This window comes from Amycolatopsis sp. NPDC031561, assembly GCF_055580625.1.
In genome coordinates, this window is sequence record NZ_JBVILA010000004.1 from 179,668 (window position 1) to 204,804 (window position 25,137).

Genomic DNA, 25,137 nt, shown 5'->3' on the forward strand with positions numbered 1-25,137 from the left:
GTGCGGGATGCTCACTGCCTCAACCGGAAAGTGTCGTTCTATTTATCTCCCGCTTTGCCACTCACGACCCCCTGTACCGAAGCCCCACGGCGGCGCTAGATCCGCTCGATGATGGTGCCGGTGGAAAGCGCGCCGCCGGCACACATCGTCACCAGGGCGGTGCTCGCGTCGCGGCGTTCCAGTTCGTGCAGCGCCGTGGTCAGCAGGCGGGCGCCGGTGCTGCCGACGGGATGCCCGAGCGCGATCGCGCCACCGTTCACGTTGACCTTGTCCTCGTCGGGCCGGTGCACCCGTTGCCATGACAGCACAACTGAAGCGAAGGCCTCGTTGACTTCGAAGAGGTCGAGGTCGCCGATCGTCATCCCCGCTTTGGCCAGGACGCGTTCGGTCGCCTGCACGGGACCGTCGAGGTGGTAGTACGGTTCCGCGCCGACCAAGGCCTGCGAGACGATCCGCGCTCGCGGCTTGAGGCCCAGTGCCCGGGCCCGGTCCGAGTCCATCAGGAGGAGCGCGGCCGCGCCGTCGGAGATCTGCGAAGACGTCCCTGCCGTGTGCACGCCGCCTTCGAGGACGGGCTTGAGCTTGGCGAGGCCTTCGACGGTCGTGTCGCGCAGGCCTTGATCGCGGGTCACCAGCCGGGTCTCGCCGGTGGGGGAGCCGTCCTCGCCGAGCACGGGTGCCTTCACCGCGACGACCTCGCGGTCGAAGTGCCCGGCGGCCCACGCGGCGGCGGCCTTGGCCTGTGACGCCGTCCCGAACCGGTCGACGTCGTGGCGGGTGATGCCGCGGCGTTCCGCGATCCGCTCGGCGGCGCCGTACTGGTTCGGCATGTCGATCGACCAGGACTCCGGCCGCGGGGTGCCGATGCCCTCGCCGCGGTTCGCGCCCAGCGGTACCCGGCTCATCGCCTCGACGCCGCAAGAAACACCGGCGTCGATCGCCCCGGCCGCGATGAGCCCGGCGATCAGATGGGTCGCCTGCTGCGCCGAGCCGCATTGGGCGTCGATGGTGGTCGCGCCGGTGGTCTCGGGGAGGCCGGCGTGCAGCCACGCCGTCCGCGTGACGTTGCCCGCCTGCTCGCCCGCCTGGGTCACCGCGCCGCCGATCGCCTGCTCGACCAGCGCGGGGTCCAGCCCCGCGCGTTCGAGCAGGGCGCGCTGCGCCGCGCCGAGGATCTCGGCGGCATGCAGCCCCGCCAGGTGACCCCTGCGCTTGCCGACAGGGGTGCGGACCGCCTCGACGATCACCGGACTACCCACGTTCGCCTCCTGGGGAAACACTGTTCACTACCGAAAAAGTAGAACACGTTCTCGATTTGAGCAAGCCGTCCCAGGGTCGACTGGTTTTTGATCACTGGTCGCAGTTCCCGCTTCTCGCCGCGCTTCCTCATGTCGGCTCGGTCGAGTTAACAGGTTTCACTAAAAGGTCTTCACTTGGTAAACGCCGTATGCTTCAATCGGGTCTAGAACGTGTTTCATTGGCGAACCGCGTAGGAGGTAGCCCGTGGCCGCTCCGCTGATCCCCGCCGGTTTCGATTTCACCGATCCGGATCTGTACGCCACCAGACTGCCTCTGGAGGAGTTCGCCGAACTCCGCCGGACGGCGCCGGTCTGGTGGAACCCGCAGCCGCACAACACCGCGGGCTTCCGTGATGACGGCTACTGGGTCGTCAGCCGGCTCGAGGACGTCAAAGCGGTGTCGAGGGACAGCGAGCTGTTCTCCTCGCGGGAGAAGACCGCGATCATCCGCTTCGACGAGAACATGACCGACGACAGCCTCGAAGCGAACCGTCTGGTCCTGCTCAACATGGACGCCCCGCAGCACACCAAGCTGCGGCGCATCGTGTCGAAGGGCTTCACGCCGAGGTCGATTTCGAAACTCGAGGACACTTTGCGCGATCGCGCGGAGAAGATCGTCAGCGAGGCCAAGAAGAAGGGCTCCGGGGACTTCGTCGTCGACGTCGCCTGCGAACTTCCCTTGCAGGCCATCGCCGAACTGATCGGCATCCCGCAGGAAGACCGGATGAAGGTCTTCGACTGGTCCAACCAGATGGTCTCCTACGACGACCCCGAGTACGAGGTCGAGCCGCTCGCCGCGTCGGCGGAGATCGTCGGCTACGCCTGGAACATGGCCGAAGAACGCCGCAAGTGCCCGATGGACGACATCGTCACGAAGCTGATCCAGGCCGACGTCGACGGTGAATCGCTGGCCTCGGACGAATTCGGCTTCTTCGTCATCCTGCTCGCCGTCGCGGGCAACGAGACGACACGCAACGCGATCACCCATGGGATGAAGGCGTTCCTGGACCACCCCGATCAGTGGGAGCTGTACAAGAAGGAGCGGCCGAAGACCGCGCCGGACGAGATCGTCCGCTGGGCCACCCCGGTGGTCGCCTTCCAGCGCACCGCGACCCGCGACACCGAACTCGGCGGGCAGCACATCCGCAAGGGCGACCGGGTCGGGATGTTCTACAGCTCCGCGAACTTCGACCCGGACCACTTCGACGAGCCGGAGAAATTCGACATCCTCCGCGAGGACAACCCGCACGTCGGCTTCGGCGGCACGGGTTCGCACTACTGCATCGGCGCCAACCTCGCGCGCCTGGAAATCGACTTGATCTTCAACGCCATCGCCGACGTCATGCCGGATATCAGCGAAGTGGCCCAGCCCGACAGGCTCCGGTCGAGCTGGCTCAACGGGATCAAGCACTACCAGGTCCGCTATGCCTGATCAAACGGCCTGATCGGCCCGGACCGGCGCCGTGGGGCACCATGGGGCCATGGGTCCCCACGTGCAGGTCGACGTCGAAATGTCCTTCCGGGTCACGAAACCCGGCCCCGCCGCGTTCGTGGTCGCGCTCGCCGGCGGGGCCGAGCAGGAGGAGTTCGCCTATCCCGCGCCGCCGCGCCAGGTCGCGTTCGAACACGGGACCCGGGCACAGATCCTCGACCTGCCGCTCGGCGAACACGTTGTGCGCTACCGGGCCGAACGCGCGCTCCGTCCCGCCGACGCGGAGCCCGTCACCCTGGACGACCTCGTCCGCTACACCCGGCCGAGCCGGTACTGCCCCTCGGACCGGATGGGCGGGCTCGCGCTGTCGAGGTTCGGCCACCTGCCCGACGCGCGCACCCAGGTCGAGGCGATCGTCCGGCACGTGGGGGAGCACCTGTCCTATGTGGTCGGTTCCGGTTCGCCGACCGACGACGCCGTCGACACCTACCTCGCGGGCGAAGGGGTGTGCCGCGACTTCGCGCACGTCTGCATCTCGCTGTGCCGGGTGATCGACATCCCCGCCCGGTTCACCGCGGTCTACGCGCCAGGACTGTCCCCAATGGACTTCCACGCCGTGTTCGAGGCCGCGATCGACGACCGCTGGTACGTGTTCGACGCCACCGGTCTCGCGCCGAGGCAGAGCCTGAGCCGGATCGCGACCGGGCGGGACGCCACCGACACCGCCTTCCTCTCCACCCTCGGCTGTGAGCTGGACTTTCTCGGCAACACCGTGCTGGCCACCGCGGGCCCGTCGCTGCCCGAGGACGACGGCTCGGAGCTGATCGCGCTCGCTTGATCGCGTGTTGCCCACGAGCCGTGACCTCGCTGGGGTAGACATTGGCGTGTGAGGGAGAAGCAAGCACCGACGAAATGGAAGCGGCTGCGTGCCCGCTACCGCTGGCTGGACCACGTGGCGCGGGCGGTGAACCGCTATGTCGAGTACGGCGGTTACCACTACGTCGCGTCGATCACCTACTTCAGCCTGTTCTCGCTGGTGCCCATCCTCATGGTCGCGGTGTCGGTGGCGGGCTTCGTGCTGGCGAGCCAGCCGCAGCTGATCGAGTCGATGCTGAACGCGATCACCGGCACGCTGCCGGGTGGCCTCGGTGAACAGGCGGGGGATCTGCTCACCCGCTTCGTGGACCAGCGCACCAGCGTCGGGCTCATCGGTCTGATCATCGGCTTGTACTCCGGCTGGAACTGGATGAACTCGCTGCGGGACGCGCTCACCGCGCTGTGGGGCCAGAACCGGTCGGATCTCCCGCTGCTGCGCACGATCGCCGCGGACCTGCTCGCGCTGCTCGGTCTCGCGAGCGCGCTGCTGGTCTCCTTCGCGATCACCATTTCCGGGTCCGCGCTCGGCCGCTACCTGCTGGGGCTGGCCGGGGTGGACGACACCGCCTGGGGGCACAACGTGCTGTCGGCGATCTCGATTCCCTTGGCACTGCTGGCCAACTGGCTCGTGTTCCTGTGGGTGCTCACCCGGCTGCCGCGGAAACCGGTCGGGGTCCGCAGCGCGATGCGCGGCGCGGTCGCGCTGGCACTGGGCTTCGAACTGCTGAAGCAGGCCGGTGGGATCTACCTGCGGTTGATCGGGAACTCGCCGACCGGGGTCGCGTTCGGCTCCATCATCGGTCTCATCTTCTTCATCTCGCTCGTGGCCAGGATGCTGGTGTTCGTCACGGCCTGGACGGCGACCGCGCGGGACGCGCCCGCCGACCCGGTCCGGCCGCCGCCGCCCGTGGTGGTCCGGCCGGTGGTGGCGCCCGCCGATCGGCACGGCCTCAAACCGGTGCTGGTGGGCGCGGTGACCGGGGTGGTCGCGACGCTCGCCGCGCAACGCCTCCGGCCCCGCCGCCGCGGCTAGCTCGGCTTGGCCGACCCCACCACCCACATCGAGAAGAACTGGGAACCGCCGCCGTACGCGTGCCCGAGCGCGACGCGCGCGCCGTCGACCTGGTAGTCCCCGGCGCGGCCCATCACCTGCTTGGCCGCCTCGGAGAACCGGAGCATCCCGGACGCGCCGATCGGGTTCGACGACAGCACGCCGCCCGACGGGTTGACCGGCAACCGCCCGCCGAGCGCGGTTTCGCCCGCCTCGGTGAGCTTCCATCCCTGACCCTCGTCGGTGAACCCCAGGTTCTCCAGCCACATCGGCTCGAACCACGAGAACGGCACGTAGATCTCCGCTGTGTCCACTTCGGACAGTGGATCGGTAATACCCGCGTCGCGCCACAACGCGGCGGCCGCGTCGCGCCCCGCCTGCGGGTTGACCTGATCGCGGCCGGCGAACGTGGTCGGTTCGGTGCGCATCGCGGTCGCGTGGATCCACGCCGCGCCACCGGGAACGGCGTCGCCCGCGGCCTCGTCACCGATCACCATCGCGCAGGCGCCGTCCGAAGACGGGCAGGTTTCGTCGTAGCGGATCGGGTCCCACAACATCTGCGAGGCCTGCACCGATTCCACGGTGATGTCCGGCTGCCGCAAATGCGCGTACGGATTCAGGGCGCCGTTGCGCCGGTCCTTGGCCGCCACGATCGCGCCGATGTGATCGGGCGCGCCGGAGCGCCGGATGTAGGAGCGCACGTGCGGCGCGAAGTAGCCGCCCGCGCCGGCGCCCACCGGCATCTGGAACGGCGGCAGGATCGACAGGCCCCACATCGCGTTCGACTCGGATTGCTTCTCGAAGGCCACCGTGAGGACCCGCTTGTGCACTCCCGCCTGCACCAGCGACGCCGCCACGAGCGCGGTCGAGCCGCCGACCGAACCCGCGGTGTGCACACGCAGCAACGGTTTCCCGTTCGCGCCGAGCGAGTCGGCGAGGAACAGTTCGGGCATCATCACGCCCTCGAACAAGTCCGGCGCCTTGCCGAGGACGACGGCGTCGATGTCGTCCCAGCCGGTCTGCGCGTCGAGCATCGCCCGGTCGATGGCCTCCCGGAGCAGGCCCGGCATGGAGACGTCGGTGCGCTTGGCCTTGTGGTGGGTCTGGCCGGTGCCCAGTACGGCCGCGAGGTGCTTCACGAGAGGACCTCCAAGGTGGCGACCAGGTTCTGCTGGAGGACGGGGCCGCTGGTCGCGTGGGCGAGGGTTTTGCGCGCGCTGCCGTCGAGGATGCGGTTCGCCGCCTCGCCGATCCGCGCCAGCCCCGCCGAGAACATCGGGTTGCCGGTCAGCACGCCGCCGGAAGGGTTGATCCGCACCTGCTCGCCGAGGCCGAGCGCGTCGCGCAGGATCAATTCCTGATGGGTGAACGGCGCGTGCAGTTCGGCGAGTTCGACGCCGTCGAGGTCGAGCGCCCGGCCGGCGGCCGCGGTGGACGGTGACCGGGTGAGGTCCCGCACGCCGAGCGAGGGGGAGTCGACCCGGTGCTCGATCCCGGTGATCATCGCGGGGCTGTCGACGAGGTCCGCCGCCCGCTCCGCCGAGGCGAGCACGAGAACGGCCGCGCCGTCGGTGACCGGGGCGATGTCATGGGCGCGCAAGGGATCCGCGAAGTACGGGGCGTCGAGGAGGTCGGCGACCTCGACCGTTCCGGAGAACTGTGCGGCGGGGTTCGAGGCGGCGTCGGCGCGACTGCGCGCGGCGACCTCGGCGAGGTCCTTTTCGGACCACAGTCCCGCTTCGAGCCCCAACCTGGCCTGGATCCCGGCGACGCTCACCGAGTCCGGCCACAGCGGCGCGACGACGTACGGGTCCATCTGCAGCGCCAGCACGCGCCGCAGCTGACCGGCCGACGATTTGCCGAAGCCGTAGACGAGCGCCGTTTCGACCTCGCCCATTCGGATCTTGAGCCACGCCTCGTACAGCGCCCAGGCGGCGTCCATCTCGACGTGGGATTCGTGGATCGGCGGGAAGGCGCCGATGGCGTCGACGGCCGCGATGAACGAGAAGGCGCGGCCCGCGAGGTAGTCCGAAGAGCCCGAGCACCAGAACCCGATGTCCTTTTTGGACAGACCGGTTCGCTCGAAGACCTCGGCGAAGATCGGCACCAGCATTTCCACGCCATTGGTGGTGCCCGGGGTGCTGCGGACGTTGGGGGCCTGCGCGAAGCCCACGACTGCTACATCTGGCACGGTGGTCCTCACAGATGGTGGGCGAAGGATTCGTACGGCGCGTCGGGTTCGCCGGTCGGTGCGAAATGGCCGATGTTCTCCAGCGACGTCCACCATGCGTCCCGGGGTTTCCAGGCGGCGCGCACGCGCATGCCCATCCGGACGTCGGCGGCGTCGCAGCCGAGGACGAGGTGCAGGAACGCGATGTCCGCGCCGTCGAGCAGGATGTACGCCGCCACGTACGGCGGTTTGATCTTCTGGCCGAGGAACGGCACGTTCACGATGCAGAACGTGGTGACGATGCCGGTGTCGGGCAGCTCGACCTCGTCGGTGGTCGGGACACCGTCGGTGGGGCAGGCGCCGCGCGGCGGGATGTAGACCTTCTCGCACGACGGGCAGCGCTGGCCGATCAGCTTGCCTTCGGCGAGCCCGCGCAGGTAGCGGCTTTCCTCCGGCGACGCGGAATGCTCGTAGCGCAGGTGGATCGGTGTGATCACCACGCTGACGGGCGCGCCTTCCTCGCGTTTCGCGACCGGTGGTGGCGCCTCGGTGGGCTCGGTGTCGGGGCCGTCGGCGGGGACGAAGTAGGCGATGTCCCGGATATGGCCGACGGTCTCCTCCGCCCACCGGATGCGCACGCGCTGTCCGGTGTGGACGCTTTCAGGGCTGCCCGCGTCGACGGCGTGCAAGATCGAGGTGTCCGCGCCGTCGAGCTTGACCAGCGCCCACGCGAACGGCCGCGACAACGGCTGGCCGTCGAGCGGTTCGGCGATCCAGGACCAGGACACGATCTCGCCCTCGGAGGCGACCGGTACGAACTCGGACAGCGCCTCGGCGGTCACGGGGTCGTATTCCAGTGGCGGCACGTGGACGCGGCCGTCGCTGCCCCGGACGCCTTCGACACGGCGCTCGCGCAGGGCGTCGACGAACCGGCCGAGTACCGGGCCGACCGAACGCGTGTAGTCGAAGCCCACGTTGAGCGGGGCCGACAGCGGGAGTTCAGGTGCGCTCACAGTCTGAGTGAAACACGTTCTCGAAATTCCGGCAAGATCGGCCTTCTGGGCCTTGCTGGCGGTTGCTCTTGAGTGGAACGCGTTCTAGATTTGCGCGTATGTCGACTGCTACGGGGACACTTGGGGTCTGGAACATCGCCGCGCAGGAGCCGGAGCGGGTCGCGCTCGTCGATCCGGATGGCCGCTCGATCGGCTACGGCGACCTGGCCGCGAAAGCGAACGCGTACGCCCGGGGCTTGCAGGCCCTCGGGCTCGAGGCCGGGGACGTGATCGTCGTCCTGCAGCCCAACGGCGACGAACTCGTGGCGGCCTATTTCGCCGCCATCCAGTCCGGTCTGTACATCGTGGTGGTCAACTGGCACCTGGTCGGGCCGGAGGTCGCCTACATCCTTTCCGACAGTGGTGCCAAGGCGTTCCTCGCGCACGAACGGTTCGCCGACGTCGCGATCGCCGCCGCCGACGAGGCGGGGGTCCCCGAACGCGGACGGTTCGCCGTCGGTGACGTCCCGGGATTCCGGCGGATCGAGGAACTGGGTTCAGGCGAAGGCGACGGACGTCCGGAGCGGCGTACGGCGGGCTCGCCGATGCTCTACACGTCCGGGACCACAGGACGGCCCAAGGGTGTCCGGCGGCCGCTGTCCGGTGCGGACCCGGACTCCGTTCCCGGCGCGTCGACGTGGTTCTTCGGGATCTTCGGGCTGGCGCCGCACGACGACCACGTGCACCTGTGCGGGTCGCCGCTCTACCACACCGCGGTGCTCAACTTCGTCGCGATTTCCCTGCAGCTGGGCCATACGGCGGTACTGATGGACCGCTGGGACGCCGAAGACATGCTGCGGCTGATCGAGCGGCACCGCGTCACGCACAGCCACATGGTCCCGACGCAGTTCCGCCGCCTGCTCGGGCTGCCGGACGACGTCCGCGCGGCCCACGACCTGAGTTCGCTGCGCGTGATGATCCACGGCGCCGCGCCGTGCCCGCTGGAGGTCAAACGCCGGATGCTCGACTGGTGGGGGCCGGTCGTCACCGAGTACTACGCGGCCACCGAAGGCGGCGGAACGGCGATCTCGGGTGAGGAATGGCTGAAGAAGCCGGGCTCGGTGGGGCTGCCGTGGCCGGGGTCGACGATCAAGATCCTCGACGACGAAGGCACGGAACTGCCCGCCGGCGAGACCGGCACCGTGTACATGAAGATGGGCGACTCGAAGTTCGAGTACCACAAAGACCGGGCGAAGACGGACAAAGCGCGGGTCGGGGACCTGTTCACGCTCGGCGACGTCGGGCATCTCGACGACGACGGCTATCTCTTCCTGCACGACCGCAAGGCGGATCTGATCATCTCGGGCGGGGTCAACATCTACCCGGCGGAGATCGAGGGCGAACTGGTGATGCACCCGAAGATCGCCGACGTCGCGGTGTTCGGCGTCCCGCACGAGGACTGGGGCGAGGCGATCAAGGCCGTCGTGCAGCCCGCGGACGGTGTCGAACCCTCCGAAGAGCTGACCGCGGAGATCTTCGAGTACGCCGCCGCCCGGCTGGCGAAGTTCAAGCTCCCGCGTTCGGTCGACTACTTGCCAGAACTCCCGCGCGACCCGAACGGGAAGCTCTACAAGCGCAAGCTCCGCGACCCCTACTGGGAGGGCCACCGCGCCCCCTGACACCGGGCGTCTAGCGACCCCGGAAGACGGGCTTGCGCTTCTCGGCGAAGGCGCGGGGGCCTTCCTTCGCGTCTTCGCTCGCGAAGACCGCGATGCCGTACTGGGCGTCGAGCTTGAAGGCCTCTTCCTCGTGCATGCCCTCGGTGTCGCGCAGGGTCTTGAGGATCGCGCGGACCGCGAGCGGCCCGTTCGCGGCGATCAGGCCCGCCAGCTCCATGGCCTTGTCCAGTGCCTTCCCGTCCGGGACGACGTGCCCGATCAGGCCGATCTCCAGCGCCTCGGCGGCGGTGATGTGGCGTCCGGTCAGCAGCAGGTCGGCGGCGACGGTGTACGGGATCTGACGGGGGAGCCGGACGGCCGAACCGCCCATCGGGAACAGGCTCCACCGCGCCTCGGACACGCCGAACTTCGCGCTCTCGCCCGCGACGCGCAGGTCCGTGCCCTGCAGGATCTCCGTCCCGCCCGCGATCGCCGGGCCTTCGACGGCCGCGATCAACGGTTTCGTCAGCCGCCGCCCCTTGAGCAGGCCCTCGATCCGGCTGGGGTCGAACGTGCCCTTCTCGAACGAGTCGCTCGGCGAGTTCTTCGACATCGACTTGAGGTCCGCGCCCGCGCAGAACGCGCCGCCCGCGCCGGTGAGCACGCAGCACCGGACGTCGTCGTCCTCGTCGACCCGGTTCCACGCCTCGACCATGATCCCGAGCATCTCGCCGCTGAGCGCGTTGCGGGCCTCCGGCCGGTTCATCGTGACCACGAGGGTGTGGTCGATCTTCTTCACCAGCGCGTGCGGTTCGCTCACCGGTCCTCCACTGAAATAGCCGCCATTGCCCAGAACGATAACATGTTCTACTTTGGGCGAGTGGCACTCAACATCGCGGATCTACTCGAGCACGCCGTCGACGCCGTGCCGGAGCGCATCGCGGTCGTCTGCGGCGATCGGCGGGTCACCTTCGCCGAACTGGAAGAGCGCGCCAACCGGCTGGCGCATCACCTCGCGGCACACGGCGTGGGACCTGGATCCCACATCGGTGTCTATTCCCGGAACTCGATCGAAGCCCTGGAATCGATGATCGCCGCGTACAAGCTGCGCGCGATCGCGGTCAACGTCAACTACCGCTACGTCCACGGCGAACTGCGGTACCTGTTCGACAACGCCGACCTCGTGGCGCTGGTCCACGAGCGGCAGTACTCGGACAAGGTCGCCGCCGTCCTGCCGGAAACCCCCAAACTGAAACACGTTGTCGTAGTCGACGACGGAAGCGACGGCGACTGCTCGTCCTACGGTGGCGTGGACTACGAAGCCGCACTCGCCGAAGGCTCACCCGAGCGCGACTTCGCCGAGCGCAGCGCCGACGACATCTACATCCTCTACACCGGCGGGACCACCGGGTACCCGAAGGGCGTCCTGTGGCGTCACGAGGACATCTGGCGCGCGCTCGGCGGCGGCATCAACTTCGTCACCGGCGAGTACGTCCCCGACGAATGGACGCTCGCGGAACAGGGCAAGTCGGGCAGCCTGGTCCGGCTCCCGGCGGCGCCGCTGATCCACGGCGCCGCGCAATGGGCCGCGTTCGGCGCGCTGTTCACCGGCAGCCCGGTCGTGTTCGTCCCGCGGTTCGACGCGCACGAAGTCTGGAAAGCCGTGCAGGACAACAAGGTCCAGGTGCTCACGATCGTCGGCGACGCGATGGCGAGGCCCCTGATCGACGCTTACCGCGAGGGCGACTACGACGCGTCGTCGATCGTCGCGGTGTCGAGTCACGCCGCCCTGTTCTCCCAGTCGGTGAAGCAGGAATTCCTGGCGATGCTCCCGCACGTGGTGATCACCGACGCGATCGGTTCCTCCGAAAGCGGGTTCACCGGCATCGGCATGGTCAGCAAGGACAGCGATCATTCCGCCGGTCCCCGCGTCAACTTCGGCAAGGACGCCATCCTGGTGGACGACGACGGCGCGCTCGTCGATCCGAAACCGGGGGCGATCGGGCTGATCGCCCGGCGCGGGCACGTCCCGCTCGGCTACTACAAGGATCCCGCGAAGACCGAGAAGATCTTCGTCGAGATCGACGGCAAGCGGTACGTCGTCCCGGGTGACTACGCGCGCTACGAGGAAGACCTCACGGTGACCCTGCTCGGCAGGGGCTCACAGTGCGTGAACACCGGCGGCGAGAAGGTGTATCCGGAAGAAGTCGAGGGTGCGCTCAAGTCGCATCCGGACGTCTTCGACGCGCTCGTCATCGGCATCCCCGACGACCGGCTCGGCCAGCGGGTGGCCGCGGTGATCCAGCCGCGGACCGGCAAGGAGCTGGACTTCGCCGCGCTCGAAGCACACGTGCGGGGCGAGATCGCCGGGTACAAGGTGCCGCGCACCCTGTGGCTCGCCGAGGAGATCGGGCGGTCGCCCAGCGGGAAACCGGACTATCCCTGGGCTCAGCGCTACGCGACCGAGCACGAGCCCGTCACCATCCAACCGGCGTAAGGAGTTTCATGCGCACCTCTCTGTGCGACCGGCTCGGGATCGACCTGCCGATCGTCGGGTTCACCCCGTCCGAACACGTCGCCGCGGCGATCAGCCGGGCGGGCGGGCTGGGCGTGCTGGGCTGCGTGCGGTTCAACGACGCCGCCGAACTCGACGCCGTCCTGTCCTGGATGGACGAGAACACCGGCGGCAAACCGTACGGCGTCGACATCGTGATGCCCGCCAAGATCCCGGCCGAAGGGACGTCGATCGATCTCGCGAAGCACATCCCGCAGGGGCATCGCGACTTCGTGGAGCGGACGCTGCGCGATCTCGCGGTCCCGCCGCTGCCGGACGACACCGACGAACGCGCGGGAGTGCTGGGCTGGCTGCATTCGGTCGCCCGGTCGCATGTCGAGGTCGCGTTGAAACACCCCATCCGGTTGATCGCCAACGCCTTGGGCTCGCCGCCGGTGGACGTCATCGAGCAGTGTCACGCGAAGGGCGTGCCGGTCGCGGCGTTGGCGGGCAAGGCCGAGCACGCCGTCCGGCATGTCGAGAACGGCGTCGACATCGTTGTGGCGCAAGGTTACGAGGCGGGCGGGCACACCGGCGAGATCGCGTCGATGGTCCTGCTGCCCGAAGTGGCCGACGCCGTCGGTGACCGCGTGCCGGTGCTCGCCGCCGGCGGGATCGGCTCGGGCAGGCAGGTCGCGGCGGCGCTCGCGCTGGGCGCGTCCGGGGTGTGGATGGGCTCCTTCTGGCTCGCCACCGAGGAGTACCTCCAGACAATGGGGGAGTCCGAGGCGATGCAGCGCGCGCTGGTCGCGGCGGGCTCGTCCGACACCGTCCGGACGCGGATCTACACCGGCAAACCGGCGCGGCTGCTCAAGACGCGGTGGACCGAGGCGTGGGCCTCGCCCGACGCGCCCGAACCGCTGCCGATGCCCTTGCAGAACCTGCTGGTCTCGCACGCGCACAACCGGATCCACCATGCGGCGGATCCGAGCGTGGTCTCGATGCCGGTCGGCCAGATCGTCGGGCGGATGGACCGGGTGCGCCCGGTCGCCGACGTGATCTCCGAGCTGGTCTCGGGGTACGAGGAGGCATTGTCGCGTTTGGACAAGACCCGCTGAAGCGAAAGAGAAGGTCCCCTCCACCACGTCGTTGTGGTGAAGGGGACCTTCAGCGCATGCCGTGCGTTGAAGCTACAACCCGGCGGCCGCGTTCTTGATCGCGGTCGCGAAGGTGCTCACCTCGGCGTAGACGCCGGGAGCGCGAGGCCGCGCGCAGCCCTCGCCCCAGCTGACGATGCCGACCTGGATCCAGGCGTTGGCGCTGTCGCGGCGGAACATCGGGCCGCCCGAGTCACCCTGGCAGGTGTCGACGCCGCCGGAGTTGACGTTGCCCGCGCAGATCTCGGCGCTGTCGATCAGGTCGGCGTAGCTGCCGCCCTGCGCCTTGCAGGTCGCGTCGGAGACGAACGGGACGGTGGCCTTGAGCAGGTAACGCTGCTGCGCCCCGCCCTCGGACGCGGCACCCCAGCCCGCGACGGTGAACGTACCGCTGTTGTAGGCCGTCGTGGTGGCGATCGGCAGCGTCGCGATCCCGGTGACCGGGCTCGCGAGCTTGATCAGGGCCCAGTCACCACCGGTGGAGGTGGGGTAGGTCGGTGACCGGTGCACGTAGGTCGACTTGACCTTCTTGGCCGAGCCGCTCTGCAGGTCCACCACGCCGAGGGTGGCGGTGATGCTCGTGTTGGCCCCGGTCCGCGACACACAGTGCGCGGCCGTCAGCACGATCTGCGAGGTGTAGAGCGCACCGCCGCAGCCCATGGAAAGCCTTACCATCCAGGGGAATTCGCCCTGAGCGGCTCGGGTGCCACCGACCACGTCGGTGGACGGCGGCTGAGCGGCCGCGGCTTGCGGAGCCGTGGCGAGACCCGCCAGGGTTCCGGCCGCCGCGACGGCGATCAGGGTCTTTTTGAGCAGGCTGAACCGACGCTTGATGTCCAAGGGTTCATTCCTTCCGGCTGTCCACAGTGGAGGCAGGGAGACTGACTGCGGCCAACTGACTACAGCAGGTCGCCCGATGCCGGGACAACCGACTTTCTTCGGATCTTTGGGCCGATGATGGTGATTAACGGACGTTCGTCGCGTACTGCCGACGAATGGCCTACGCCGGAGTGCCTAGTGCCCCTACTCCGGAGCCGGCGAGCACCGGAACCGCCGGAAGGCTGAACGTGGGCACGGACGGTCACCTCGGACAGGAGGCCGGTCCGCGTGGCAGGCGATCCGCCGAACGAGGTGCCCGTTTCGTCCACGAGTGTGAGCGTGGCATGAACACTTCGTTCGGGTCAGTACAGGTCAGGTGAATTCGGCCTAAGATCTGGACAGTGAGAACACGGTCACCGAAAGCCCATCCAACTGCCGACGGCCCGGTGCGGGACGGAATTCCCGAACACGGCCGCATTCCCCGCTATTACGCGGTCAAAGTCGATCTGCTCGACGTGATCTCCGAATTGGGGCAAGGAGCGGCACTTCCCACCGAAAGGGAACTATCCGAACGTTTCGAGGTTTCCCGCGCGACGGTCCGCCAGGCCGTCGGTGAGCTCGTGCTCGAAGGCCGTCTCAGCAGGCGGCAAGGGAGCGGCACCTATGTCGCGGGCCCCAAGCTCGTCCAGCCGCTCGCTTTGGTGAGTTACACCGAAGGACTCAGGAGGCAGGGCATTCAGCCGGGCCGGAATCTGATCTCACTGGAGCGCCGGGAGGCCGGTCCGTCGCTGGCTTCGGAACTGGAAATCGATCCCGACGACGACGTCATCCACATCGAACGGGTGCTGCTCGCCGACGACGAGCGGGTCGGGCTGGAATCGACCTATCTCACCGCCGCGCGATTCCCGACCCTGATGGATGTGTTCGATCCCACACAGTCGCTCTACGCGTGTTTGCGGGAAAGGCTCGGCGTGGTGTTCGACGGCGCCGAGGAGCGGGTCGAGACCGTGCTCGCCACCCCTCGGGAGGCGCTGCTGATCGGGACGAATCCGGCACTGCCGATGCTGCTGATGCACCGGACCTCCTGGGGGACCGACGGCGTCCCGTTCGAGCGCGTCCGGTCGCTTTTCCGGGGTGACCGCCTTTCGTTCGAGACCCGCCTGGGCCGCGTGGAGTGATCCCTCCGCGCGTTTAGTCCTCTAGTTGCGGTGCTTGCACTTTCAACGACCGCAAGCAGAGGACTACACGCGGTGAAATGTAACGCGAAGATAACAGGTCTGGTCCACATTTCGGGGGTACTTCACCTGGGGTTAGCACTGCGGTCACGGAGCGTTGGTGCGGGCAAGCGAGCGTCTGCGGGGTGCGAATCCTCATCATCGGCGGCGGAGTGCTCGGCACTCAGCACGCCTGGCAGGCCGTCGAACGCGGTCACGACGTCGTCCAGATCGAACGCGAGCCCGAGGCCCGGGGCGCGTCCGTGCGCAACTTCGGGCTGGTCTGGGTCGGCGGCCGAGCCACCGGCCCCGAACTGGAGACGGCCGCCCGGGCGCGGGTGCTGTGGGAGCGCATCGGCGACCGCGTCCCGGGGATCGGCTTCCGGCCGAACGGCTCCCTCACCGTCGTCCGCACGGAGGCCGAACTCGCCGTCGCCGAGGCCGCGGCGGCGAGCACGGAGGACCGCGGTTTCGAGCTGCTCGACGCCGCGCGCACCCGCGAACTGAACCCGGCGCTGCGCGGCGACTTCCTCGGCGCGCTCTGGTGCGATCGCGACGCCGCCGTCGAACCGCGCGTCGCCCAGCCCGCCTTGCGCGCCGAACTGGCGAAATCCGGCCGCTACACCTGGGTGCCCGGCCGCGAGATCCGCGACCTGACCACCCGTGGTGTCGTCGACGACACGGGCGAGACCCACGAAGGCGACGTTGTCGTCCTGTGCACCGGCGCCTGGACCGGTGGCCTGGTCAAGGAGCTCGCCGGGCAGACCCCGGTCCGCCGGGTGCGGCTGCAGATGGCCCAGACCGAGCCACTCGGTGAAACCCTCACCACCACGGTCGCCGACGCGGACAGCTTCCGGTACTACCCGGCGTACCGCGGCGCCGAGCTCGACGGCCTCAACAACGGGCAGCCGCAGGGTGCGATCGCCGCCGCCAACGCCATGCAGTTGCTCATGGTCCAGCGCCTCGACGGCTCGCTGACCATCGGCGACACGCACGAGTACGACGAGCCGTTCTCCTTCGACACCACCGAAGACCCGTACGACCACCTGGCCGAGGTCGCCGGGGCGCTGCTCGGACGGCCGCTCCCGCGGATCGCCCGGCGCTGGGCCGGGGTCTACGCCCAGACCACCGACACCTCCCGGATCGTCCACCGCGCCCGCGTCGCGGACAACGCGTGGCTCGTCACCGGACCCGGCGGGCGGGGCATGACCTGCTCGCCCGCCATCGCCGAAGACACCGCCGAGGAGCTGTCGTGGTGAACACCGAACTCGTCGTCCTGGACATGGCCGGGACCACCGTCGCCGACGACGGCCTGGTGATCCGCGCCTTCACCGAGGCGATCGCCGCCGCCGGAGTGTCCGAAAAGGACAGCCGGTACCCCGGGATGCTCGACTACGTCGTCGAAACCATGGGACAGTCCAAGATCGTCGTCTTCCGTGCCCTGCTCGACGGGGACGAGGAACTCGCCCGGCGCGCGAACACCGCGTTCCAGGACGCCTACGGGAAACTCGTCGCCGACGGCCACTGCGAGCCGATCCCCGGCGCCGAGGACACGATCCAGGAACTGCGCGCCCAAGGGGTGAAGGTCGCGCTCACCACCGGTTTCGCCGCGAGCACGCAGAACGCGATCCTGGACGCGCTGGGCTGGCACGGCCTCGCCGACGCCGTACTGGCGCCGGGTGAAGGCGTCCGGGGCCGCCCGTTCCCCGACCTCGTCCTCGCCGCCGCGCTGCGGCTCGAAATCACCGACGTCCGCCGGGTCGCCGTCGCCGGCGACACCCCGTCGGACGTCCAGACCGGGCTCCGGTCCGGCGCCTCGCTCGTCGCCGGCGTGCTCACCGGATCGGCGAAGAAGCCGGAGCTCGAAGCCGCCGGTGCCACCCACGTCCTCGAATCCGTCCGCGACCTCCCCACCCTGCTGTCCTAAAAGGAGCTTTGACGACATGAAGAAACTCGCGGCCGCCGCCCTCGCCGGGCTGCTCACGATCACCCTGGCCGCCTGTGGTGGCACCGCCGGAGGCGCGTCCGGCGACCAGACCGTCACGCTGTACACAGTGGACGGTCTCGAAGACTGGTACGCGCAGCGCATCGAGGAGTTCAAGGCCAAGACCGGCATCACCGTCCAGGCGGTGACCGCCGGATCGGGCGAGGTCGCCTCCCGGGTGGAGAAGGAGAAGGCCAACACCCAGGCCGACATCCTGGTCACCCTCCCGCCGTTCATCCAGCGGGCCGCGTCGCAGGGCCTGCTCGCCACCACGGCGCCGTCCGGGATCGACCAGGTCCCCGCCGGGCAGAAGGACGGCCAGGGCCGCTACTTCGCCGTCATGAACAACTACCTCAGCTTCATCCGCAACCCGCAGGCCTCGCCCAAGACCTGGGACGACCTGCTCGCGCCCGCGCTCAAGGGCAAGCTCCAGTACTCGACCCCCGGCGAGGCGGGTGACGGCACCGCCGTCCTGCTGCAGCTGCAGCACGTCCTCGGTGAGCAGGGCGCGCTCGAGTACCTCGCGAAGCTCGAAGCCAACAACGTGGGCCCGTCGTCCTCCACCGGCAAGCTGCAGCCGAAGGTGGCAAAGGCCGAGATCCTGGTGGCCAACGGCGACGTGCAGATGAACCTCGCCTCGATCGAGAAGAGCGGCGGTTTCGAGATCTTCTTCCCGGCCGACGCGCAGGGCAAGCGGTCCACGTTCGCGCTCCCGTACTACGCCGGTCTCGTGAACAACGCCCCGCACGCGGAGAACGCCAAGAAGTTCCTGGACTTCCTGCTCTCGCCGGAGGTGCAGGGCAAGGCCGTGGACGCCTTCGGCGCCCCGTCGCGGACCGACGTCACGCCGTCCGGGCCGCGGGCGGACAAGGTGAAGGCCGCCCTCGACGGCGTCGAGATCTGGCAGCCGGACTGGAACACCGTCCTCGCGAAGCTCGACGCCGACCTCGCCGCGTACAAGAAGGCCGTCGGCCGATGACCCCGGCGGTCGAGTTCCGCGGGGTGTCCGTCCGCTTCGGACAGACGACCGCGCTCTCGCCACTGGATCTCACCGTGGCGAGAGGGGAGACGCTGGCGATGCTCGGGCCGTCCGGCTCCGGCAAGTCGACGGCCTTGAAGGCGCTCGCGGGCTTCGTCGTGCCGAGCACCGGCCGGGTCCTGCTCGACGGCGAGGACGTCACCGAGCTGCCGCCCCACCGGCGCGGCCTCGGCGTGGTCGTCCAGAGCTACGCGCTGTTCCCGCACATGCGGGTCGAGGCCAACGTCGCCTTCGGGCTCAAGGCGAGGAAAACACCTCGCGCCGAGACGGCGGGCAGGGTCGCCGAGGCACTGGAACTGGTCGGGATGGGCAAGTACGCCCGGCGCTATCCGCGTGAGCTTTCGGGCGGGCAGCAACAGCGGGTCGCCCTCGCACGGGCACTGGCCATCCGGCCGCGCGTGCTGCTGCTCGACGAGCCACTGTCCGCGTTGGACGCCGCCCTGCGCGAAGACATGGTCGCGGAACTGCTGCGACTGCGTGCCGAACTGCCCGACACCACGCTGATCTACGTCACCCACGACCAGGGTGAGGCGCTGGCGCTGGCCGACCGGATCGCCGTCATGCGCGATTCGAAACTGGTCGAACTCGGCCCGAGCCGCGAGCTCTACCAGCGTCCTTCGACCGAGTTCACCGCGAGCTTCCTCGGCGCGTCCAACCTCATCCCGGTCGAGCTGATCCAGGCCGACGGCACCCGGGTCCGGCTCGGTGATCGCGAACTGGCGGCCGACCCGTCCGGCCCGATCCGGGCGGGGCAGCCCGTCGCGCTGGGCGTGCGGCCCCACCGGATCGGGATCACCGCGGTGGACGCCCCCGGCGCGCTGCCCGCGGTGCTGCGCGGCGTCCAATGGCGTGGCACGGGCTTCCGGCTCGACCTCGAACTCGCGCACAACGGGGACGAGGTCCGGGCCGAGGTGCCGGACGTCGAGGGACTGCCGGGCGTGGGGGAGAAGGTCGGAGTGTCCATTCCGGACGGTTGCCCGCTGGTGGGTATCGGATGACCCGTCGCGGTTGGCTCCTGCTGCCACCGGTGCTCGTCCTGCTCGGCTTCTTCGGCTACCCGCTGGTGCTGGTCGTCCTCCAATCCCTGGAATCGAAGACCGGCGAATTCGGTCTCTCGGTGTGGCTGGACGTCCTGGGCTCGGCGGAATTCCGGGACGCCGCCTGGAAGACCGTCGCGCTCGCGCTCGGCGCCACCGCGGGCTGCGTCGTGCTCGGGACGTTCCTCGCGCTGGTGATCGCGTTCGTGCCGTTCCCCGGCGCGCGCACGCTTTCGCGGCTGGTGGACACCGTGCTGGCGTTCCCGTCGTTCCTCATCGCGCTCGCGTTCACCTTCATCTACGGCAGCGCGGGGATCCTGGGCGCGGGCGGGTTCCTGTACTCGCCGTTCGGGATCCTGCTGGCGGAGATCACCTTCTACACGCCGTTCGTGATGCGGCCGGCACTCGCCGCGTTCGGCCAGGTCTCCTCGGCGCAGATGGAGGTCGCGGCCAGTCTCGGCGCGAAACCCGGCCGCGTACTGCGCCGGGTGATCCTCCCGGAAGCCTTGCCGTCCCTGGCCTCCGGCGCCTGCCTGACCATGCTGCTGGCGATGAACGAGTTCGGCATCGTGCTGTTCCTCGGCGCCAAGGACGTCACGACGCTGCCGATGCTTGTGTACGGCAAGGGGATCGTGACGTTCGACTTCCCGCAGGCGTGTGTCATCGCGGTGGTCAACGTCGTGTTCTCCCTCGCCCTGTACGGAACCTACCGGCGACTGACGAAGGGAGGCCGTCGTGCTGCTGTGGACCAGGCGTAGCCGTGTCCTGCTGTGGGTGGTGTTCGCGGTGCTGTTCACCGCGATCGTGCTGGCGCCGCTGCTGATGATCGTGCTGGCGTCGGTCGCCGGGACCTGGACGGGACTGCTGCCGGGCGCGCTCACCGGCTCGCATTTCGCGCAGGCGCTGTCCGGGGAGACCTTCGCGAGTCTCTCGGTGAGCATCCAGACCGGCATCATCGCTTCGGTGGTCTCGGTCGCGCTGGGGACGTGGGCCGCGCTCGCGTCACAGTCCGCGCCGCCGAAGGTGCGGAAGGCCGTCGACACCCTGTTCCACCTGCCGATCGCGGTGCCGTCGGTGGTGCTGGGGCTGGCGCTGCTGGTCGCGTTCAGCCGTCCGCCGCTGGCCTTCAACGGCACGCGCTGGATCGTGCTGCTGGGGCACCTGATGATCCTGCTGCCGTTCTCCTACAGCACGGTGTCCGCCGCGATCGCGCGGATGGACCCGTTGCTGGCGCAGGCGGCGGCGAGCCTCGGCGCGGGGCCGGTCCGTGTGCTGCTGCGGGTGCGGCTCCCGGTGCTGCTGCCGTCGATCTCGGCTTCGGCGAGCCTCGCGCTGGCGATGTCGATGGGCGAACTGGGCGCGACGATGATGCTGTACCCGCCGGACTGGCGGACCCTGCCCGCCAGCATCTTCGCGCTCACGGACCGGGGGCAGGTGTTCCTCGCGTCGGCGAGCACGGTGCTGCTGCTGGCCGTCACGCTCGCCGGGGTGGTGATCCTCGGACTGGCCCGCGGTCGTGCCGCGCAACGCTGATGCAACCGTTTGTCCGCTTCGTTCCGTCCAGCAGCCATGAAGAACGCAGCGAAGACGCTGGGCGCGGGGCTCGTGCTCGCCGCGACGGCCGCCTGCGGCGCGGGCGGCCCGGGAGCACCGGCGAACACGAGCACCCCACCGGCCGTCACCACACCCTCGGATCTGCCCACCTCGCTCCCGGCCAGCCCGCCGGTCGCGAAACCGCCGATCTCACGACCGACCGTCGGCCCACCGCCCTCGGACAAGATGCTGCCGCCGACGCAGGTCGAGGCCAAGGTGCCCGCGCAGGTCAGCGCCGAGAACGGTGGCCTGAACGTGCACATCGAGCTGAGCGGCTGCGACGAGGCGACGGCGAACCTCGCCGAACAGAACGCGCAGCGGGTCGTGATCAAGGTGAAGATCGATCACGGCAAGCCGGGGCAGATGTGCCCGCAGGTCATCCGCTACGCCGTCCTGCCGGTGAAACTCGCCGAGCCGATCGGGCCGCGGGCCATCGTCCTGGAAGCGGGTTGAGATCATGTGCAACCCCACGGCGGCCTCGTTCCGTCCTAGCCGCATGAGGTACTTAACGAATGTCATCGGCCTTGGCCTGATCGTCGTTGCGGTATCCGCTTGCGGGGCGCAGAACCAGGCAGCGGAACCCGCGGCCGGACCCGGTAGCGGCACCCTGAGTACCGTGCCGCCGTCGCCGACCGCCCCGCCGTCCTCCTCGCCGACGCCCGCCCCGGGCAGCCAGCCCGGTATTCCGGGCGCGCCGCGTCAGGAGGTCCCGGAGGGCAGCACGAAGCTGCCGGACAAGCAGCTCGACGCGGCGGCGCTTCCCGCGGACTACCCGCGTGAGGTGTACACCAGCAACGGCGGGACGATCCTGAACATCCGCGGCCAGGAAGGCGGCTGCGGGCACGCGACGGCGGAGGCCGCGCAGCAGGACGGGAACCGGGTCACCGTCAACCTGACCGAACTGAAGGGCCAGACCGGCCAGATGTGCACGATGGACATCCGGCATCCGGTGATCTCGGTGTCGCTGGCGGCGCCGCTGGGAGAGCGGACCGTCGTGTTGAAGCAGATGCGGTAGGGCTCCAGAGAGTGCTATGAAAGGCCCGTTACTTGCAAAATTTGCAAGTAACGGGCCTTTCATAGCGTCAGCGGAAGCTGATCTGCAGCGTCGGTTCCGAGGTGGCCTCGAAGAAGTCGTTGCCCTTGTCGTCGATGACGATGAACGCGGGGAAGTCCTCGACCTCGATCTTCCAGACCGCCTCCATCCCCAGCTCGGCGTACTCGAGGACGTCGACCTTCTTGATGCAGTCCTGCGCCAGCCGCGCGGCCGGGCCGCCGATCGAGCCGAGGTAGAAACCGCCGTGCTCGTTGCACGCCGCGGTCACCTTCTTGGACCGGTTGCCCTTCGCCAGCATCACCAGCGAGCCGCCCGCGGCCTGGAACTGCTCGACGTAGGAGTCCATGCGGCCCGCGGTGGTCGGCCCGAAGGAACCCGACGCGTAGCCCTCGGGTGTCTTCGCCGGGCCCGCGTAGTACACGGGGTGGTCGCGAAGGTACTGAGGCATCTCTTCGCCCGCGTCGAGCCGCTCGGCGATCTTCGCGTGCGCGATGTCGCGGGCGACGACGAGCGGGCCGGTCAGCGACAGGCGCGTCTTCACCGGCAGCTGCGAGAGCTGCGCGCGGATCTCGGCCATCGGGCGGTTGAGGTCGACGGTCACCACCTCGTCGGACAGGTCGTCCTCGGTGACGTCCGGCAGGAACCGCGCCGGATCGCGTTCCAGCTGCTCCAGGAAGACGCCGTCGGCGGTGATCTTCGCCTTGGCCTGGCGGTCGGCCGAGCACGAGACGGCGACACCGACCGGGCAGGAAGCGCCGTGGCGCGGCAGGCGGATCACGCGGACGTCGTGGCAGAAGTACTTGCCGCCGAACTGCGCGCCGATGCCGAACTGGCGCGTCATCTCCAGCACCTGCTGTTCGAGGTCGACGTCGCGGAAACCGTGGCCCAGCTCGGAACCCTCGGTGGGCAGGTCGTCGAGGTAGCGGGCCGAGGCCAGCTTCGCGACCTTCAGGTTGAACTCCGCCGACGTGCCGCCGACGACGATCGCGAGGTGGTACGGCGGGCAGGCCGCGGTGCCGAGGCTGCGCAGTTTCTCGTCGAGGAACTTCGCGAGGCGCTTCGGGTTCAGGACCGCTTTCGTTTCCTGATAGAGGAACGTCTTGTTCGCACTGCCGCCGCCCTTCGCCATGAACAGGAATTCATAGCTCGGGTCGCCTTGGCCATCTTTGTGATAGAGCTCGATCTGCGCGGGCAAGTTGGTGCCCGTATTGCGCTCATCCCAGAAATTCACCGGCGCCATCTGCGAATAGCGCAGATTCAACTCCTGATAGGCGTCGAAAATGCCCCGCGACAGCGCGCGCTCGTCGTCGGCGCCGGTGAGCACGCCTTCGCCGCGTTTGCCGATCACGATCGCGGTGCCGGTGTCCTGGCACATCGGGAGGACGCCGCCCGCGGAGATCGCCGCGTTGCGCAGCAGGTCCATCGCGACGAACCGGTCGTTACCGCTCGCCTCCGGGTCGTCGACGATCGCCCGCAGCTGCGCCAGGTGTGACGAGCGCAACAGGTGCTGGATGTCGGTGATCGCGGTCTTGGCGAGCTTGGTCAGCGCTTCGGGCTCGACCTTGAGGAATTTCCGGCCTGCCGCTTCGACGACCTCGACACCTTCGGCGCTGAGCAGCCGGTACTCGGTGTGGGTGTCCTTGGCGAGCGGGAGGACTTCGGTGTGCTGGAACGTGGTGGGCGCCACTGCGCGGGCTCCTTTGCCGGCATCGGGAACCCGCCCACGGTACAAGGCGGGCCCCGAGTGACCGGCGCCGCGTCCGGGAGTGCTAAAGCGGACTGCAATTTTCGCACCGCAATTTGTCGCCGCGCCGCACAAATTAGTTCGGGAGGCCGGGCCCACCCCGACGGACCCGACCTCCCGGGGAAAGCGATCCGGGCACGAACACCCGACCGCGAAGACTTATTACCTGCTCGACGGTCTCGTGACGCAGGTCATAAGTCAACGCTGCCGAACGGGTGTTGCTTTTTCCGCGCCGATAGGCGCAATGGGGACTACGAAGCGTAGGCGCGCAGGCGGTCGGCCCGCTCGCCCTGACGAAGCTTCGACATGACCTCTCGCTCGATCTGGCGAACGCGCTCACGGGAGAGCCCGAAGTGCTTGCCGATCTGGTCGAGCGTGCGGGGCTGGCCGTCGTCGAGGCCGTAGCGCAGGCGGATCACCTGGGACTCCCGGTCGTCCAGCGTCGCGAGCACGCGACGCAGGTCGTCCTGGAGCAGACCGGAGATCACGGCGCTCTCGGCGTCGGTCGCCTCGGAGTCCTCGATGAAGTCACCGAGCGGGGCGTCCTCCTCGGTGCCGACCGGCATGTCGAGGCTCACCGGGTCACGCGAGTGGTCGAGCAGATCGGAGATCTTGTGCGCCGGAATGCCCGATTCGGCGGCCAGTTCGTCATGCGTGGCGTCGCGCCCGAGCTGCTGGTGCAGATCGCGCTTGATGCGGGCCAGCTTGTTCACCTGTTCCACCAGGTGGACCGGCAGCCGGATGGTGCGTCCCTGGTCGGCCATCCCCCTGGTGATGGCCTGGCGGATCCACCAGGTGGCGTAGGTCGAGAACTTGAACCCCTTGGAGTAGTCGAACTTCTCCACCGCGCGGATCAGACCCAGGTTCCCCTCCTGGATCAGGTCGAGCAGCGGCATCCCCCGGCCGGTGTAACGCTTCGCGAGCGAGACCACGAGACGGAGGTTGGCCTCCAGCAGGTGGTTCTTCGCGACGTGGCCGTCACGCACGAGGGCGGTCATCTCCGAGCGCCGCTTCGGCGTGAGGCTCTCGGCCGTGTCCAGCATGTGCTGGGCGAACACTCCGGCTTCGATGCGCTTGGCCAGCTCGACCTCGTCGGCGGCGGACAGCAGTGCCGTCTTGCCGATTCCGTTGAGGTACACGCGAACGAGGTCCGCGGCCGGGCTCTGGGCGTCGAGATCTGCTGCTGCATCGGTGAACGCCCCCGCGATCACCGGCTCCTCGGTGGATTGCGCCGGGATACGGCGCTCGCGAATCCCGCGCGCTTCGCGTTCGAGAGTCTGGACTGACATTCTGCCTCCCCGGTCACGGGCTGAACGTGCTGCGGTGTGTCCGCCGGAACCGCCTCGGCGTAGCAAGCCCTGTGGAAAACCCGCTACTCCTCGTCGGCCCAGCTTGGCTGGACACTTTGCTCAACGCCGGGAGGTCCGAAAACGTTCCCGGCCGCTACAGAGAAGACGGGCGGCTGACCTGGGACGTTGCTCGACCAACCCTGAGCTTTTCCTGAGAATGCCCGTGGGGGAGAAAC

General features: G+C 68.8%; 23 protein-coding genes. 15 read left to right on the forward strand and 8 right to left on the reverse strand.

Features of this window, described 5'->3' with window-relative positions; all coding sequences use genetic code 11:
- Positions 1-95: 95 nt before the first annotated feature.
- Complete coding sequence (locus ACZ5IK_RS12445) at positions 96-1,259, reverse strand: steroid 3-ketoacyl-CoA thiolase (RefSeq protein ID WP_410602102.1); 1,164 nt, start codon at positions 1,257-1,259, stop codon at positions 96-98.
- A 244-nt stretch (positions 1,260-1,503) separates the two neighbouring features.
- Here ACZ5IK_RS12445 and ACZ5IK_RS12450 point away from each other — a divergent pair, with 244 nt between their 5' ends.
- The 3 genes from ACZ5IK_RS12450 to ACZ5IK_RS12460 are packed head-to-tail and all read left to right on the forward strand — an operon-like array spanning position 1,504 to position 4,639.
- The gene (locus ACZ5IK_RS12450; RefSeq protein ID WP_465487787.1) at positions 1,504-2,730 is read left to right on the forward strand and encodes a cytochrome P450; all 1,227 of its coding nucleotides are present in this window, start codon (positions 1,504-1,506) and stop codon (positions 2,728-2,730) included.
- Between the two features lie 49 nt (positions 2,731-2,779).
- On the forward strand, positions 2,780-3,568 hold the full coding sequence (locus ACZ5IK_RS12455; RefSeq protein WP_465487788.1) for a transglutaminase-like domain-containing protein: 789 nt from the start codon (positions 2,780-2,782) through the stop codon (positions 3,566-3,568).
- A gap of 48 nt (positions 3,569-3,616) precedes the next feature.
- Positions 3,617-4,639, forward strand: a complete 1,023-nt coding sequence (locus tag ACZ5IK_RS12460; RefSeq protein ID WP_101606558.1) for a YhjD/YihY/BrkB family envelope integrity protein — start codon at positions 3,617-3,619, stop codon at positions 4,637-4,639.
- On the opposite strand, the gene ACZ5IK_RS12465 is transcribed toward ACZ5IK_RS12460, so the two are convergent.
- The 3 genes from ACZ5IK_RS12465 to ACZ5IK_RS12475 are packed head-to-tail and all read right to left on the reverse strand — an operon-like array spanning position 4,636 to position 7,840.
- Entirely contained in the window at positions 4,636-5,796 is a 1,161-nt protein-coding gene (locus tag ACZ5IK_RS12465) for a thiolase domain-containing protein (RefSeq protein WP_465487789.1), read from the reverse strand. The genes ACZ5IK_RS12460 and ACZ5IK_RS12465 overlap by 4 nt on opposite strands.
- Complete coding sequence (locus ACZ5IK_RS12470) at positions 5,793-6,848, reverse strand: thiolase domain-containing protein (protein WP_465487790.1); 1,056 nt, start codon at positions 6,846-6,848, stop codon at positions 5,793-5,795. Before ACZ5IK_RS12470 ends, ACZ5IK_RS12465 begins: the two co-directional genes overlap by 4 nt.
- 8 nt (positions 6,849-6,856) lie before the next feature.
- Positions 6,857-7,840 carry a Zn-ribbon domain-containing OB-fold protein gene (locus ACZ5IK_RS12475; RefSeq protein WP_465487791.1) on the reverse strand — a complete coding sequence of 328 codons (984 nt, stop codon included), beginning with the start codon at positions 7,838-7,840 and terminating at the stop codon, positions 6,857-6,859.
- A gap of 98 nt (positions 7,841-7,938) precedes the next feature.
- Here ACZ5IK_RS12475 and ACZ5IK_RS12480 point away from each other — a divergent pair, with 98 nt between their 5' ends.
- Positions 7,939-9,498 (forward strand): acyl-CoA synthetase, encoded by a 1,560-nt coding sequence (locus tag ACZ5IK_RS12480; RefSeq protein ID WP_465487792.1) that lies wholly within the window; start codon positions 7,939-7,941, stop codon positions 9,496-9,498.
- 10 nt (positions 9,499-9,508) lie between these two features.
- Here the strand turns inward: ACZ5IK_RS12480 and ACZ5IK_RS12485 are convergent, their stop codons facing one another.
- Positions 9,509-10,297 (reverse strand): crotonase/enoyl-CoA hydratase family protein, encoded by a 789-nt coding sequence (locus tag ACZ5IK_RS12485; protein WP_465487793.1) that lies wholly within the window; start codon positions 10,295-10,297, stop codon positions 9,509-9,511.
- Between the two features lie 60 nt (positions 10,298-10,357).
- Between ACZ5IK_RS12485 and ACZ5IK_RS12490 the strand changes: the two genes are divergently transcribed.
- Positions 10,358-11,974 (forward strand): acyl-CoA synthetase, encoded by a 1,617-nt coding sequence (locus tag ACZ5IK_RS12490; RefSeq protein ID WP_465487794.1) that lies wholly within the window; start codon positions 10,358-10,360, stop codon positions 11,972-11,974.
- An 8-nt stretch (positions 11,975-11,982) separates the two neighbouring features.
- Positions 11,983-13,089: an NAD(P)H-dependent flavin oxidoreductase gene (locus tag ACZ5IK_RS12495; protein ID WP_410602097.1), complete on the forward strand. Its 1,107-nt coding sequence runs from the start codon at positions 11,983-11,985 to the stop codon at positions 13,087-13,089.
- A gap of 72 nt (positions 13,090-13,161) precedes the next feature.
- On the opposite strand, the gene ACZ5IK_RS12500 is transcribed toward ACZ5IK_RS12495, so the two are convergent.
- On the reverse strand, positions 13,162-13,968 hold the full coding sequence (locus ACZ5IK_RS12500; protein ID WP_101606564.1) for a S1 family peptidase: 807 nt from the start codon (positions 13,966-13,968) through the stop codon (positions 13,162-13,164).
- A 380-nt stretch (positions 13,969-14,348) separates the two neighbouring features.
- Between ACZ5IK_RS12500 and ACZ5IK_RS12505 the strand changes: the two genes are divergently transcribed.
- From ACZ5IK_RS12505 to ACZ5IK_RS12545, 9 genes are all read left to right on the forward strand, one after another.
- Complete coding sequence (locus tag ACZ5IK_RS12505) at positions 14,349-15,125, forward strand: GntR family transcriptional regulator (protein WP_465487795.1); 777 nt, start codon at positions 14,349-14,351, stop codon at positions 15,123-15,125.
- 182 nt (positions 15,126-15,307) lie between these two features.
- Positions 15,308-16,420 (forward strand): TIGR03364 family FAD-dependent oxidoreductase, encoded by a 1,113-nt coding sequence (locus ACZ5IK_RS12510; RefSeq protein WP_465487796.1) that lies wholly within the window; start codon positions 15,308-15,310, stop codon positions 16,418-16,420.
- Positions 16,414-17,088 carry a phosphonatase-like hydrolase gene (locus ACZ5IK_RS12515; protein ID WP_465487797.1) on the forward strand — a complete coding sequence of 225 codons (675 nt, stop codon included), beginning with the start codon at positions 16,414-16,416 and terminating at the stop codon, positions 17,086-17,088. The genes ACZ5IK_RS12510 and ACZ5IK_RS12515 overlap by 7 nt, the downstream gene beginning before the upstream one ends.
- Positions 17,089-17,104: 16 nt before the next feature.
- Entirely contained in the window at positions 17,105-18,124 is a 1,020-nt protein-coding gene (locus ACZ5IK_RS12520; RefSeq protein WP_465487798.1) for a 2-aminoethylphosphonate ABC transporter substrate-binding protein, read from the forward strand.
- Positions 18,121-19,182 carry an ABC transporter ATP-binding protein gene (locus ACZ5IK_RS12525; RefSeq protein WP_465487799.1) on the forward strand — a complete coding sequence of 354 codons (1,062 nt, stop codon included), beginning with the start codon at positions 18,121-18,123 and terminating at the stop codon, positions 19,180-19,182. Before ACZ5IK_RS12520 ends, ACZ5IK_RS12525 begins: the two co-directional genes overlap by 4 nt.
- Positions 19,179-19,979 carry a 2-aminoethylphosphonate ABC transporter permease subunit gene (locus ACZ5IK_RS12530; protein ID WP_465487800.1) on the forward strand — a complete coding sequence of 267 codons (801 nt, stop codon included), beginning with the start codon at positions 19,179-19,181 and terminating at the stop codon, positions 19,977-19,979. The genes ACZ5IK_RS12525 and ACZ5IK_RS12530 overlap by 4 nt, the downstream gene beginning before the upstream one ends.
- Positions 19,957-20,754 (forward strand): ABC transporter permease, encoded by a 798-nt coding sequence (locus ACZ5IK_RS12535; RefSeq protein WP_465487801.1) that lies wholly within the window; start codon positions 19,957-19,959, stop codon positions 20,752-20,754. Before ACZ5IK_RS12530 ends, ACZ5IK_RS12535 begins: the two co-directional genes overlap by 23 nt.
- Before the next feature lie 36 nt (positions 20,755-20,790).
- Positions 20,791-21,267 (forward strand): hypothetical protein, encoded by a 477-nt coding sequence (locus tag ACZ5IK_RS12540; RefSeq protein WP_465487802.1) that lies wholly within the window; start codon positions 20,791-20,793, stop codon positions 21,265-21,267.
- 163 nt (positions 21,268-21,430) lie between these two features.
- A complete protein-coding gene (locus ACZ5IK_RS12545) occupies positions 21,431-21,829 on the forward strand; it encodes a hypothetical protein (RefSeq protein WP_101606573.1) in 399 nt (132 codons plus the stop codon).
- 67 nt (positions 21,830-21,896) lie between these two features.
- Here ACZ5IK_RS12545 and ACZ5IK_RS12550 read toward each other — a convergent pair whose 3' ends face one another.
- The gene (locus ACZ5IK_RS12550; RefSeq protein WP_465487803.1) at positions 21,897-23,555 is read right to left on the reverse strand and encodes a fumarate hydratase; all 1,659 of its coding nucleotides are present in this window, start codon (positions 23,553-23,555) and stop codon (positions 21,897-21,899) included.
- Positions 23,556-23,863: 308 nt separating this feature from the next.
- Entirely contained in the window at positions 23,864-24,901 is a 1,038-nt protein-coding gene (locus ACZ5IK_RS12555) for a sigma-70 family RNA polymerase sigma factor (RefSeq protein ID WP_465487804.1), read from the reverse strand.
- Positions 24,902-25,137 lie beyond the last annotated feature (236 nt).